This window comes from Pseudomonas sp. B3(2017) (assembly GCF_002113595.1).
GTDB lineage: Bacteria > Pseudomonadota > Gammaproteobacteria > Pseudomonadales > Pseudomonadaceae > Aquipseudomonas > Aquipseudomonas ekonensis.
The window spans coordinates 15,669-27,988 of record NZ_NEIU01000004.1 but is presented as its reverse complement, the minus strand read 5'-3'; the positions used below and the strand labels follow the sequence as shown (position 1 = coordinate 27,988).

The following is a 12,320-nucleotide window of genomic DNA, read 5'->3' as shown; positions in this document are numbered from 1 at the left end:
AATCAGCGCACAGGCGAACGCCGCGCGTTGGCGCAGTGGGCTGACGAATCAAAAAGGCAAGGGCACTCAGGCGAGCGGCGGGGCGCGGGGGTTGGCCGAAGGCCAGGTGAAGCGGGCGGGGAGGTCGGCGCTGACGATGGCCGGCCGCGGCGGGCTGTGCTGTTCCGGCAGGATCGCCAGGGTCAGGCTGGAGTTGAACGCCGGCCCCATGCCGCCGGTGGAGCACAGCGGGCAGCCGAAGGCCTTGGCCAGGGTCGGCAGTTTTTCTTCGGAAGGGGTGGCGGCGAGCGGCGCCTGGGTGGCCGGATCGACCGCGCAGAACTGGCCGCCGAGGCCGTTGAGCTGCATCCCGACCATTTGCCCGTGACCGATGCTGCAGGCGAACACGTTGAACAGGACGCAGCAATAGAGCATCCAGGCCAGCAGTGAGCGATCGGAACGGGTGAATTTCATGGGCGGCACTTTACCCAAGGTCGAACGGTCGTGCACATGGAAAAATGCCGTCTAGGATGATTTTGTTCAAATCGAAAACAAGGAACCGCGACCATGACGTTTGTCTTGGCTCGAGGGTTGGTCACGGTGTTCGCGGTGATCAGCCTGGTGCATGTGTATTGGGCCCTGGGCGGGCAGTGGGCGGCGGCTGCGGTGGTTCCGCACGTGCCCGTGGCCGAAGGCGCGGCGACGTTGCGGCCGGCGTTCAAGCCGTCGGGCTGGCTGACGTTGCTGGTGGCGGCGGCGCTGCTGTCGGTGGCCGCGCTGGTGTGCCTGCGGGTGGGGTGGTGGTTGCCGACGGTGCAGCACTGGTCGCTGCAATGGGTGATCAGCGCGATTGCGCTGCTGATGTTCGCCCGGGCCATCGGCGACTCGGAGCTGGTGGGCTTCTTCAAGGAGGTGAAGGCCTCGCGGTTCGCCTGGCTCGACACCTGGTTCTACTCGCCGCTGTGCACGGTGTTGGGGGCGGGGTTGCTGGCGATGGGGCCGGCGAAGACACCCCGTCTCCCGAGGTCAGCCCTCGCTCTCACCCCGCCGGCTGCTCACCTCCGCCGGCACATCGTCCCCGGCCATGCGCTTGCGGAACAGCGCCGCCCGTGCCAGCAGCAAGGTCGTCACCGGCACGGTGATCGCCAGCAGGATCGGAATCAGCCAGGCGTGCACCACCGGCCCTTCGCTGAACGCGGAAAAACACAGGATCGACGCCAGCGCCACGCACCACGACCCCAGCGTCGAGGCCAGGGCCGGCGGGTGCATGCGCTGGAAGTAATCCTTCATGCGCAGCAGCCCCAAGGCCCCGATCAACGCAAAGGTGCCGCCCAGCACCAGCAGGATCGCCACCGGGATTTCCACCCACAAAGACAATGGCGCGTTCATTCGATCACCTCGCCCCGCAGCAGGAATTTGGCCAGCGCGAACGAGCCGACGAAGCCGAACAGCGCGATCAGCAGCGCCGCCTCGAAGTACGTGTCGCTGGAGTAGCGGATGCCCAGGGTCAGCATCATCAGCATGGCGACGATGTACAGGTAATCCAGCGCCAGGACCCGGTCCTGGGCCGACGGCCCCCTGAACAGGCGCACCAGGGTCAGCACCATCGCCAGGGAAAACAGGAACAGCGTGAGCAGGATCGCGTTCGACAGCAACGGGCTCATTCGAAAATCTCCATCAGCGGCCGCTCGTAAGTGGTCTTGAAGTGCTGGATGAACTGCGCTTCGTCGTCCAGGTCCCAGACGTGCATCAGCAAAATGCTGCGGTCCAGCGCCAGCTCCGACCACACCGTGCCGGGCACCACCGTGGTGATCATCGACAGCGCCGCCAGGCCGTTGGCGTCGCGCAAGTCCAGCGGCACCTTGACGAAGCGCGAGCGGGGCGGCCGGCGGCCGGCGTTGAGCACGCCCCAGGCCACAGCCAGGTTGGAGTGGATCACGTCCCGCCCGACCAGCAGGAACAGGCGCAGGATGGTGCCCGGACGGCGGATGCGGATCCGCTGCGGGCGCAGCTTGCGCATCATCAGCGGCGCGGCGAACCCCAGCACGGCGCCGAGCAGCAGGTTGCCGGGGCTGGCCGACTGGTTCAGCGAAAGCCACAGCAGCCACAGCGCCAGCGACAGCCAGGGGGCAGGGAACAGACGCTTCATGGGTGGGCCTCCTGCAGTGCGGCCTTGGCTTCGGGGCTCGGCACGGCGCGGGTGCCGAGCACGGCCATCACGTATTGCTGCGGGTTGTTCAGGGCATCGGCGGCGGCTTCGGTGTAGCGCAGCAGCGGCTCGGCCTTGAAGGTCAGGGCGATGCTCAGGCCCAGCAGCAAGAGGATCGGTGTGCATTCGAGCTTGCGCAGCACCGGCGACGGGCGCTCCTCAGGCGACCAGAAGCGCTGGATGCCCAGCCGCGAGAAGGCCATCAGCGAAGCCAGCCCCGACAGGATCAGCAGCGCCAGCAACGACCACGCGGCCGGCGACACCGGCTCGCCGGCACCCAGGCCCAACGGGTTGAGCAGGGCGCCGATCAGGCTGAGCTTGCCGATGAACCCGGACAGCGGCGGCATGCCGACGATCAGCAACGCGCAGGCGATGAAGCTCAGGCCCAGGAACGCCATGGTCCAGGGAATCACCTGGCCGACCACGGCCTGCTGGTCGTCGTCCAGGTTGGTGCCCTTGACCGGCGCGGCGGCCTCCTGCGGACGCGGCAGCAGTTCGTTTTCGTCTTCCAGCGGCACTTCGCTGGCGGTGCGCGAACGCTCGATCAGCTCGGCCAGCAGGAACAGCGCGCTCAGCGCCAGGGTCGAGCTGACCAGATAGAACAGCGCCGCCGCCACCAGGTTCGGCTGGGCGAAACCGGTGGCGGACAGCAGGATCCCCGCCGACACCAGGATGCTCAGGCTGGCCATGCGCTCCAGGCGCTGGGCGGCGATGATCGCGATCCCGGCGCAGACGATGGTGGCCATGCCGCCGTAGATCAGCCAGTCGCCGGCAAAGTACGCCGACGCCCCGGCCTGGCCGGAGAACAGCAGCGTCCACAGGCGCAGCAGGGTGTAGACGCCGACCTTGGTCATGATCGCGAACATCGCCGCCACCGGCGCGCTGGCCGAGGAGTAGGCCGGCACCAGCCAGAAGTTCAAAGGCCACATGCCGGCCTTGGCCAGGAACGCCACCGCCAGGATGCCCGCGCCGGCATGCAGCAGGCCACGGTCGGCCTCCGGCACCAGCGGAATCTTCAGCGCCAGGTCAGCCATGTTCAGCGTGCCGGTGACGCCGTAGATCAGCGCCGCGCCGATCAGGAACAGCGACGAGGCCAGCAGGTTGATCGAGATGTAATGCAGCCCCGACGACACCCGCGCCCGGCCGGAACCGTGCAGCATCAGGCCGTAGGAGGCGGCGAGCAGCACCTCGAAGAACACGAACAGGTTGAACAGGTCGGCGGTCAGGAACGCGCCGTACAGGCCCATAAGCTGGATCTGGAACAGGGCGTGGAAGCTCGACCCGGCGCCGTCCCAGCGGGCCATGGCGTAGAGCAGGGCGCTGACGCCGATGATCCCGGTGAGCACCAGCATCAGCGCCGACAACCGGTCCACCACCAGCACCAGGCCGAACGGCACCTGCCAGTTGCCCGGCAGGTACACGCCGATGGAGCCGGGCACGCCGGTGGTCTGGGTCCAGGCCAGCAGCGCCAGGGCGATCCCCAGGCCGGCGAGGCTGGAGGCCAGGTTGAGCTTGGCCTTCAGCGGCCGGTGCCGCTCGCCCAGCATCAGCATGATGGCGGCGGTCAAGAGCGGCAGCAGGATCGGCGCGGCGATCAGATGAGTCATCGCCATCATTCCTTAGGCTCCCGGCCGTCCACGTGGTCGGTGCCGGTGAGGCCCCGGGACGCCAGCAGTACAACGAGGAACAGCGCGGTCATGGCGAAACTGATGACGATCGCCGTCAGCACCAGCGCCTGGGGCAGCGGGTCGGTGTAGTGCAGAAGATCCTGGGGCACACCGTCCTTGATGATCGGCTCCTTGCCGATGAACAGGCTGCCCATGCTGAAGATGAACAGGTTGACGCCGTAGGACAGCAGGCACAGGCCCATGACCACCTGGAACGTGCGCGGACGCAGGATCAGCCAGACGCCGGAGGCGGCGAGCACACCGATGGCGATTGCGATGACTTCTTCCATCAGACGGCTCCTTTGGCGGCGGCGGTTTTATGGCCCCGCACCGATTGGTGGGCGAGGGCGGTGAGGATCAGCAGGGTCGAGCCGACCACCACCGCATACACGCCGATGTCGAAGAACAGCGCGCTGGCGATATGCAGGTCGCCCAGCAACGGCACATTGAAATGCCAGGTGTGGGTGGTCATGAACGGATAGCCGGCGGCCATCGCCCCCAGCCCCGTGACCGTGGCGAACAGCAGCCCGGTGCCCATCCAGCGCAGCGGCCGCAGGCTCATCTGCGCCTCGACCCACTGGGTGCCGGCGACCATGTATTGCAGGATGAACGCCACCGACATCACCAGCCCGGCGACGAAACCGCCGCCCGGCTGGTTGTGCCCGCGCATGAACAGGTAAAACGACACCACCAGCGCGATCGGCAGCAGCAGGCGCACCAGCACCGCCGGCACCATCATGAAGCCCAGCGCGGTGTCGCTGGCCGAGCGCGGGTTGACCAGGTCGGTGACCACGTCCGGCGCCAGCAGGCGCTGCTGGGCCGGCAATTGCAGGCTTTCCTTCGGCGGGCGGAACCGGCGCAGCAGGGCGTACACGGTCAGGGCCACGGCCACCAGCACGGTGATTTCGCCCAGGGTGTCGAAGCCGCGGAAGTCCACCAGCATCACGTTGACCACGTTGCTGCCGCCGCCCTCGGGCAGGGCGCGGCTGAGGTAGAACGACGAGATGTCGTTGGGGGTCTGGCGGGTCAGCATCGCGTAGGCCAGCAGCGCCATGCCGCCGCCGACGGCCACCGACAGCAACAGGTCGCGCACCCGCCGCACCCGCGCCTTGCGCAGGCTGTTGGGCAGCGGCGAGACCTCTTCGATCCGCCGGGGCAGCCAGCGCAGACCGAGCAGGATCAGCACGGTGGTCACCACTTCCACCACCAGTTGCGTCAAGGCCAGATCCGGCGCGGAGAACCAGACGAAGGTCACGCAGGTCATCAGGCCGCAGACGCTGACCATGGTCAGGGCCGCGAGACGGTGATACTTGGCCTGCCACGCGGCGCCCAGGGCGCAGGCGATCGCCAGCAGCCACAGGGTGACGAACACGATGGAGCCCGGGATCTTCGGCCGGTCGCCCCAGCTCAGGCTGCTGTGCAGCATCGGGATCAGGCCGGCCAGCACCGCCGCCAGCACCATCACGAACAATTGCGCCTGCAGGCGCTTGGTGCCGATCCGCCGCTCCAGCCGCCGGGCCAGGCGCATCATCGCCACCAGGCTGCGCTCGAACAGGCGCTTGCCGTTGAAGCGGCCCACCAGCGGCGGGAAGCTGAAGCGCCCGCGCTTGAGCTGGTTGCGCAGCAGCAGGTACACCACGATGCCGCCGGACATGGCGATCAGGCTCATGATCATCGGCGCGTTGAGGCCGTGCCAGATCGCCAGGCTGTATTGAGGGAGCGTGCCGCCGACCACGGGTGTGGCCGCCGCAGCCAGCAGCGGGCCGACCACCTGGGCCGGGAAAATCCCCACCACCAGGCAGGTCAGCACCAGCAGCTCCACCGGCGCACGCATCCAGCGTGGCGGCTCGTGCGGGGTGTGCGGCAGGTCGGTGGCGGTCGGGCCGAAGAACACGTCCACGGTGAAGCGCAGGGAATAGGCGACGCTGAAGGTGCCGGCGATGGTCGCGACGACCGGCAGCGTGGCTTCGACCCAGGCGGTGGCGTTGATGAACACCGTTTCGGCGAAGAACATTTCCTTGGACAGGAAGCCGTTGAGCAGCGGCACGCCGGCCATCGACGCGCTGGCCACCATCGCCAGGGTGGCGGTGAACGGGATCAGTCTGAACAGGCCGTTGAGCTTGCGGATGTCGCGGGTGCCGCTTTCGTGGTCGATGATCCCGGCGGCCATGAACAGCGAGGCCTTGAACGTGGCGTGGTTGAGGATGTGGAACACCGCGGCCACGGCGGCCAGCGGACTGTTGAGGCCCAGCAGCAGGGTGATCAGGCCCAGGTGGCTGATGGTCGAGTAGGCCAGCAGGCCCTTGAGGTCGTTCTGGAACATGGCGCAGTACGCGCCCAGCAGCAGCGTGGCGGCGCCGGCGCCGCTGACGATGTAGAACCATTCTTCGCTGCCGGACAACGACGGCCACAGCCGCGCCAGCAAGAACACCCCGGCCTTGACCATGGTCGCCGAGTGCAGGTAGGCCGAAACCGGTGTGGGCGCCGCCATGGCGTGGGGCAGCCAGAAGTGGAAGGGGAACTGGGCGCTCTTGCTCAGGGCGCCGATGAGGATCAGGGGAAGCAAAACGGGGTAGAGGGCATGTGCGCGGATCAGGTCGCCGGCGGCCAGGACCTTGTCCAGGTCATAGCTGCCCACGACATGGCCGAGGATGAGCACCCCCGCCAGCAGGCACAATCCGCCTGCACCGGTGACCATCAGCGCCATGTACGCGCCGCGCCGGGCGTCGTGGCGGTGGTGCCAGTAGCCGATCAGCAGGAACGAGAACAGGCTGGTCAGTTCCCAGAAGAACACGATCTGGATCAGGTTGCCGGAGATCACCAGCCCGAGCATCGCGCCCATGAACGCCAGGAAAAACGCGAAGAAGCGCGGCACCGGGTCGTCCGGCGACATGTAGTAGCGGGCATACAGGGAGACCAGCGTGCCGATGCCCAGCACCAGCAGCGAGAAGAGCCAGGCGAAACCGTCCAGGCGCAGGACGAAGTTCAGGCCCAGGCTGGGCAGCCACATGAACTCCTCGCGGATCACGCCGCCGTCGGCGATCTGCGGGTACAGCAGCGCCACCTGAACGGTGCCGATCAGGGCGATCAGACCGGCCAGCAGGGATTCGGCGTTTCGTGCGTTGTGCGGCAGCACCGCGGCCAGACAGCTGCCCAGAAAAGGCAGAAGCAGTAGAACTATCAGGGACATAGGCTTCTAATCTGCGGAAGTTTGTGAAGCATCATACGTGCCAGTTCCCCGATCACCAAACGCCAGGATGTCTCAGAATCCTACAAGGTAGTCGGAAATTTCCTCCTTTACATGGTTTCAGGGAGCGTGATGGCGCCGGTGATGGCCTCTGCGTCGGATCGCTGGCCTCATCGCTGGCAAGTCAAGTCAGGCAACAGAGATGTCGGCTGTGCCGGCCTCATCGCTGGCAAGCCAGCTCCCACAGGTTTTGGTGGCGTACGTGGATCTTGTGGACACCCGGGATACCTGTGGGAGCCAGCCTGCTGGCGATGGCGCCGGGTCAGGCGCCGCCGCCCTCGATGATTCAACCCTGGATCTCACGCTCCAGGGCGGCGTCGGCCTCGGCGCCCTTGGCCTTGGTCTTCAGTTCGCTGACGATCACCGCCGCCACGATCAGCCCCGCGCCCACCAGGGCAATCGCCGGCAGGCGCTCCCCGGCGATCCGCCCGGCGATGCCGGCCCACACCGGCTCGCCGGCATAGATCAGGGTGGCGCGGGTCGGCGACACGCTCTTCTGCGCCCAGTTCATCGCCACCTGGATCGCCGCGCTCATCGCCCCCAGCCCCAGGGCGGTGGACACCAGCAGCCACGAGAAAGAAGGAATCGCCTCACCGGTCGGCACCACCATCAGGAACGCCAGCACCGACGTCACCGCCAGTTGCACCACCGTCACTCGGCGCACGTCGACCTGGCCGGCATAGGTGCTGATGAGGATGATTTCCGCCGCGATCGCGATGGCGCTGATCAGCGTGGCGATTTCGCCGGGGCTGAAGTTCAGCGACGCCCCGGACGGCCCCGACAGCAGCATCAGGCCGGTGAACGCGAGCATGATCCCGATGCTCGGCATCAGCCCGGGCCGGCGGCCCAGCACCAGCCATTGCAGCAGTGGCACGAACGGCACGTAGAGCGCCGTGATGAACGCCGACTGACTGCTGGGGATGCTTTGCAGGCCCACGGTCTGCAAGCCGTAGCCGAGCATGATCGCCACGCCGATGAAGGCGCCGGCGCGCAGTTCGAACAAGGTCAGGTCGCGCAGGTGCTTCCACGAAAACAGCGCCACGATGCTGGCCGCCGCCGCGAAGCGCAGGCCGACGAAGAACATCGGGCCGCTGACGGTCATCGCATGCTGCACCAGCAGGAACGTGCCGCCCCAGAGCATGGTGATCAGCACCAGCACGGCTTCGGCCTTGCTGAACCGGGGGAGACGCGGGGAAGTGTGGGGGGAATTGAGCGACATCATGACCTTGCACGCTAGGAGGAGGGGAACGCACAATGCGCCCAACGTTGCGCAGTATACTGCCCAACCCCACCGAGTGAGCAATATAGTGCACAAAGATTCCCCTCCGCGGACGTCCGTCCTCCAGCATGTCAGCCAGAACGTGCGGCGCCTGCGTCATGCCATCGACATGAGCCAGGCCACCCTGGCGGAGCAGTCCGGGGTCAGCCGGCGCATGCTGGTGGCCATCGAGGCCGGCGAGAACAATGTCAGCCTGACCACCCTGGACCGCATCGCCGAAGCCCTCGACGTGGCGTTCAGCGACCTGATCCAGGCGCCGGACAACCGCGACCCGGGCCGCATCAACGAACTGGCCTGGGCCGGCAACATTCCCGGCAGCAAGGCCGTGCTGCTGTCCAAGGCCACCGCCACCCGCGCGGTGGAGCAATGGGAGTGGTGCCTGCAACCGGGCGAGGTGTACCCCTCGCAACCGGACGCCGAGGGCTGGAGCGAGCAGATCTTCGTCTTCGAAGGCTGCCTGACCCTGATGCTGGGCGACCGCCCGCAGCGGATCGCCGCCGGCGAGTTCTTCATGTTCGCCAGCAACCAGCCCCACGGCTACCGTAATGACGGCGAGGTGGCGGCGCGCTTCGTGCGCAACGTGGTGATCTGAGCGGCAGGACATTCCCCGGCCGATCCCTTAAGGTGGCATGACCTCAACGACGGAGCGGCGAAGCGGATGACACACCCCGAACACGGACAGGCGACTTCCCCGACCCGTCAGGCTGACATCGTGATCATCGGCGGCGGCCTCAGCGGCGCGCTGCTGGCGGCGCAGCTGCTGCGCCTGCCGGGCCGGCGGCGGATCCTGGTGGTCGAGCCTCGGCCTGAACTCGGTCGCGGCGAGGCCTACAGCGCGGTGGAGTTGGGGCACACGCTCAACGGCAACGCGGCGCGCATGAGCGTGGATCCGGACAACGCCGATGACCTGACCCAATGGCTCACCACTCACATCGCCGACGGCGGCTGGCCGGAGTCGGGGCGGCAATCGGTGCCGGTCAGCGAGCTGTTTCCGCCACGGGGCCTGTTCGGCGTGTACGTGCAGCAACGTCTGGCCGAAGCGCAACAGGCGGGCGCGTCGCACGGCTCGACCGTCGAGCATGTGCGGGCGGAGGCGGTGGACGTGCAGGTCGAGGCCGGCTCGGTGCGTGTCGCCTTGAGCGATGGCCAATGCCTGCAAGGTGCCCGCGCCGTCATCGCCACCGGCCTGTTCCCCGCCGCCCGTACACCGCAGGCCCACTCCAGCGGGCTGAACGCCGCAGCGCTCGACCCCTGGGACGTCGCGGCGATGCGCCGGCTCGATCCCCACGCCACGGTGCTGATCATTGGTTCCGGCCTGACCATGGTCGACGCGGTGGTGTCTCTGGAGCAGGCCGGGCACCGTGGGCCGATCAAGGTGTTCTCGCGCCACGGCCTTCTGCCCCATGTCCGCCGCCAGCCGCCGGCCTGGGCGGACTTTCTTGCCGAAGACTCCGGTATCCGCAGCCCTCGCCAATTGCTGCGGGCGGTGCGCCGGCAGTGCCGCGATGCTATCGCCCAAGGCGTCGACTGGCAGGCGCCGCTGGATATGGTGCGGGCGCACATCGGCCGCTTGTGGAGCCAGGCCACCGACGGGCAGCGCCGACAGTTCGTGCGCCACGTGCGGCCGTGGTGGGAAAGCCATCACCACCGTTCGCCGCCGTTGAGCGCCGAGGTGGTCGAGCGCCTGCAGCGTGAAGGGCGGCTGAGCATTCAGGCCGCCTCCTATAAAGGGCTGGAGGCGATGTCCGAGGGCGGGGTGAGCATCTGCCTGCGTCGCCGGGGCGAGGCGGACACGTGTTGGGTGGCGGGGCAGGCGCTGATCAACTCCAGCGGCATCGAGTACGACTGGCGCCGGGTGGCGCGTCCGCTGCCCAAGCAACTGCTGGCGCGCGGGCTGGTGCGGCCGGGACCGTTGGCGCTGGGGATCGCTGCGGCGGCGGATGGCGCGGTGGTGGATGCGCAGGGGCAAGCGTCAGCGCGGCTGTTCGCCATGGGGCCGCCGTTGCGCGGGATGTGGTGGGAGAGCACGGCGGTCACCGATGTGGCGGCGCAGGCCAAGGCGTTGGCGGCGAGGTTGGCAGGACTTTAGCCTGGAGTCGTTCTGGCCTGCCTCATCGCGGGCAAGCCCGCTCCCACAGGTATCCAGTCGTTCTCGAATCTTGCATACGCTACGCAACGTGTGGGAGCGGGCTTGCCCCGGGCGGTGATCCGGCGATGAGGCCCCACAGGCCACTGCAAAAGCAAGCTCGGTTCAGCGCGGCAAGCTGTCCACCAGCCAACGCTGGCGCATTTCCTCCAGTCGGCCATCGGCGCGCAAGGCGTCGAGCGCCTGTTGCCAGCGGGCGACCTGGCGGGGGTCGGTCTGGCGGGAGAAGGCGATGTAGGTGTCCTGCTTCATCAGCGGCATCTGGTACTGCAGGCGGCCTGGCTCCATGCCCTGCTCGCGGGCCAGCGTGGCGCTGGACAGGGTGTCGGAGACCACGAAGTCGGTTCGCCCCAGGCTGAACAGGCGCATCATCTGCTCCGGGGTCTCCACGCCGTAGAGGTTGTTCAGGTCCTGCTTTTGCAGATAGCTGTAGGCCAGCCATTTGCGCGGCACGGTGATCCGCCCCAAGTGGTCGGCTTCGCGCAGGCTGCGCACCGGTTTCTGCAGGTTTTCGTGGGCATAGAGCGCGGTCTCGACCTCCACCAGCGGCCCCACCCATTGGTAACGGTCGTCGCGCTCGTTGGTGCGCAATACGGTGAACACACCGGTGTCCGGCGAGTCGCTGGCCATGCGCAATGCCCGCAGCAGCGGCACCTGCTGCAGGTGGATGTGGTCGCCGGTCTGCTGCGCGAGGGCCTGCACCACGTCCACGCCGAAGCCCACCAGGCGGTCGCCTTCCTGAAAGTGCAGAGGCGGATGGTTGTCGGTGAGCAGGCGCAGCTCCGCCGCGTGGGCCGTCAGGGCCAGCAATGACAGCAGACAGGCGGCGAGGCGTTTCATGGATCGTCCCTGAAAAATCAAACGCGCAGCTTAGTACGGGCGCGGGCTGCCTGTCCCGCGCAATCAGCGGGGCTTTTGCGTCAGAGAGCAAGGCTTATCGGTAGTGGCGGGTTGCTATGGCGTCCTGGCCGACGCCATCGCCGGCGGGGATCAGGATTCGGCGAGCATCTCCACCGCGTAGGAGAACACGTAGCCTTCGTTGCGCACGGTCTTGATGTAGGTCGGCTCGCGGGAGTCGTCCAGCAGGCGCTGGCGCAGCCGGCTGACCAGCAGATCGATGGAACGGTCGAACAGATCGGCTTCCCGGCCCTGGGTCAGGTTGAGCAACTGGTCGCGGCTGAGCACCCGTTGCGGGTGGTCGAGGAACACCCGCAGCAGGCGGTATTCGGCGCCGCTCAGGGCGACCAGGGTGTCGTCCTCGTCGAGCAGGTGGCGGGCGGTGGTGTCCAGGCGCCAGCGGCCGAACGCCAGCAGGCGGCCGGTTTCGGTGATCAGCAGGTTGGGCGGCAGCATCCGCGTGCGGCGCAGCACGGCGTTGATCCGCGCCAGCAGTTCGCGGGCGGCGAAGGGTTTGGTCAGGTAGTCGTCGGCGCCCATTTCAAGGCCCAGGATGCGGTCGGTCTGGTCGTCCCGGGCGGTGAGCATCAGGATCGGCGTGGCCTTGTGCTTGCCGGCGCGCAGTTCGCGGCACAGCACCAGGCCGTCGTCGCCGGGCAGCATGAGGTCGAGCACGATCAGGTCGGCGGTGTTGGCGGCCAGAAAGCTGCGCATCTGCCGGCCGTCGGCGACCACGGTGGTGCGCAGGCCGTTCTTGGTCAGGTAATTGCCGACCAGCTCGCGGATCTCGCGGTCGTCGTCGACGATCAGGATGTGGTTGATGTGGTCCATGGCTGGCGCTCTTGTTGTTGGTTTGTCCGGATCTTCATTGCCCTGATCCGGCGGTGTCTAAGCTG

12 protein-coding genes and 1 pseudogene are annotated in these 12,320 nt (G+C 67.5%); 3 read left to right on the top strand and 10 right to left on the bottom strand.

Annotated elements, in window-relative coordinates; genetic code table 11:
- Window positions 1-66 precede the first annotated feature (66 nt).
- Window positions 67-453 (bottom strand): DUF2946 domain-containing protein, encoded by a 387-nt coding sequence (locus tag CAG33_RS07095; RefSeq protein ID WP_085586377.1) that lies wholly within the window; start codon window positions 451-453, stop codon window positions 67-69.
- A 93-nt stretch (window positions 454-546) separates the two neighbouring features.
- Here CAG33_RS07095 and CAG33_RS07090 point away from each other — a divergent pair.
- Window positions 547-975, top strand: a pseudogene (locus tag CAG33_RS07090) (DUF3995 domain-containing protein); the annotation flags it as partial.
- 30 nt (window positions 976-1,005) lie between these two features.
- Here CAG33_RS07090 and CAG33_RS07085 read toward each other — a convergent pair.
- The 7 genes from CAG33_RS07085 to CAG33_RS07055 form a co-directional block, all read right to left on the bottom strand.
- Entirely contained in the window at window positions 1,006-1,368 is a 363-nt protein-coding gene (locus CAG33_RS07085) for a Na+/H+ antiporter subunit G (RefSeq protein WP_085586380.1), read from the bottom strand.
- Window positions 1,365-1,643: a K+/H+ antiporter subunit F gene (locus CAG33_RS07080; protein WP_085586382.1), complete on the bottom strand. Its 279-nt coding sequence runs from the start codon at window positions 1,641-1,643 to the stop codon at window positions 1,365-1,367. The genes CAG33_RS07085 and CAG33_RS07080 overlap by 4 nt, the downstream gene beginning before the upstream one ends.
- The gene (locus tag CAG33_RS07075) at window positions 1,640-2,128 is read right to left on the bottom strand and encodes a Na+/H+ antiporter subunit E (protein ID WP_085586384.1); all 489 of its coding nucleotides are present in this window, start codon (window positions 2,126-2,128) and stop codon (window positions 1,640-1,642) included. The genes CAG33_RS07080 and CAG33_RS07075 overlap by 4 nt, the downstream gene beginning before the upstream one ends.
- A complete protein-coding gene (locus CAG33_RS07070) occupies window positions 2,125-3,804 on the bottom strand; it encodes a monovalent cation/H+ antiporter subunit D (RefSeq protein ID WP_085633236.1) in 1,680 nt (559 codons plus the stop codon). Before CAG33_RS07070 ends, CAG33_RS07075 begins: the two co-directional genes overlap by 4 nt.
- A complete protein-coding gene (locus tag CAG33_RS07065; RefSeq protein WP_007986256.1) occupies window positions 3,801-4,145 on the bottom strand; it encodes a Na+/H+ antiporter subunit C in 345 nt (114 codons plus the stop codon). The genes CAG33_RS07070 and CAG33_RS07065 overlap by 4 nt, the downstream gene beginning before the upstream one ends.
- The gene (locus tag CAG33_RS07060) at window positions 4,145-7,045 is read right to left on the bottom strand and encodes a monovalent cation/H+ antiporter subunit A (protein WP_085637479.1); all 2,901 of its coding nucleotides are present in this window, start codon (window positions 7,043-7,045) and stop codon (window positions 4,145-4,147) included. Before CAG33_RS07060 ends, CAG33_RS07065 begins: the two co-directional genes overlap by 1 nt.
- 343 nt (window positions 7,046-7,388) lie before the next feature.
- Window positions 7,389-8,324, bottom strand: a complete 936-nt coding sequence (locus tag CAG33_RS07055) for a DMT family transporter (RefSeq protein ID WP_085586390.1) — start codon at window positions 8,322-8,324, stop codon at window positions 7,389-7,391.
- Window positions 8,325-8,409: 85 nt separating this feature from the next.
- Here CAG33_RS07055 and CAG33_RS07050 point away from each other — a divergent pair, with 85 nt between their 5' ends.
- Window positions 8,410-8,973, top strand: coding sequence for a helix-turn-helix domain-containing protein (locus CAG33_RS07050; protein ID WP_085586392.1), 564 nt, complete (start codon window positions 8,410-8,412; stop codon window positions 8,971-8,973).
- A 66-nt stretch (window positions 8,974-9,039) separates the two neighbouring features.
- Complete coding sequence (locus CAG33_RS07045) at window positions 9,040-10,470, top strand: FAD/NAD(P)-binding protein (protein WP_085637476.1); 1,431 nt, start codon at window positions 9,040-9,042, stop codon at window positions 10,468-10,470.
- A gap of 162 nt (window positions 10,471-10,632) precedes the next feature.
- On the opposite strand, the gene CAG33_RS07040 is transcribed toward CAG33_RS07045, so the two are convergent.
- Entirely contained in the window at window positions 10,633-11,367 is a 735-nt protein-coding gene (locus CAG33_RS07040) for an ABC transporter substrate-binding protein (RefSeq protein WP_085586396.1), read from the bottom strand.
- Between the two features lie 150 nt (window positions 11,368-11,517).
- Complete coding sequence (locus CAG33_RS07035) at window positions 11,518-12,255, bottom strand: response regulator (protein ID WP_085586398.1); 738 nt, start codon at window positions 12,253-12,255, stop codon at window positions 11,518-11,520.
- Window positions 12,256-12,320: the final 65 nt, after the last annotated feature.

Excerpts from the sequence above, each read along its gene's own strand:
- CAG33_RS07085 (WP_085586380.1), bottom strand. The coding sequence starts at position 1,368 with ATGAACGCGCCATTGTCTTTGTGGGTGGAAATCCCGGTGGCGATCCTG.
- CAG33_RS07075 (WP_085586384.1), bottom strand. The coding sequence starts at position 2,128 with ATGAAGCGTCTGTTCCCTGCCCCCTGGCTGTCGCTGGCGCTGTGGCTG.
- CAG33_RS07095 (WP_085586377.1), bottom strand. The coding sequence starts at position 453 with ATGAAATTCACCCGTTCCGATCGCTCACTGCTGGCCTGGATGCTCTAT.
- CAG33_RS07065 (WP_007986256.1), bottom strand. The coding sequence starts at position 4,145 with ATGGAAGAAGTCATCGCAATCGCCATCGGTGTGCTCGCCGCCTCCGGC.
- CAG33_RS07070 (WP_085633236.1), bottom strand. The coding sequence starts at position 3,804 with ATGATGGCGATGACTCATCTGATCGCCGCGCCGATCCTGCTGCCGCTC.
- CAG33_RS07080 (WP_085586382.1), bottom strand. The coding sequence starts at position 1,643 with ATGAGCCCGTTGCTGTCGAACGCGATCCTGCTCACGCTGTTCCTGTTT.
- CAG33_RS07040 (WP_085586396.1), bottom strand. The coding sequence starts at position 11,367 with ATGAAACGCCTCGCCGCCTGTCTGCTGTCATTGCTGGCCCTGACGGCC.
- CAG33_RS07045 (WP_085637476.1), top strand. The coding sequence starts at position 9,040 with ATGACACACCCCGAACACGGACAGGCGACTTCCCCGACCCGTCAGGCT.
- CAG33_RS07055 (WP_085586390.1), bottom strand. The coding sequence starts at position 8,324 with ATGATGTCGCTCAATTCCCCCCACACTTCCCCGCGTCTCCCCCGGTTC.
- CAG33_RS07060 (WP_085637479.1), bottom strand. The coding sequence starts at position 7,045 with ATGTCCCTGATAGTTCTACTGCTTCTGCCTTTTCTGGGCAGCTGTCTG.
- CAG33_RS07035 (WP_085586398.1), bottom strand. The coding sequence starts at position 12,255 with ATGGACCACATCAACCACATCCTGATCGTCGACGACGACCGCGAGATC.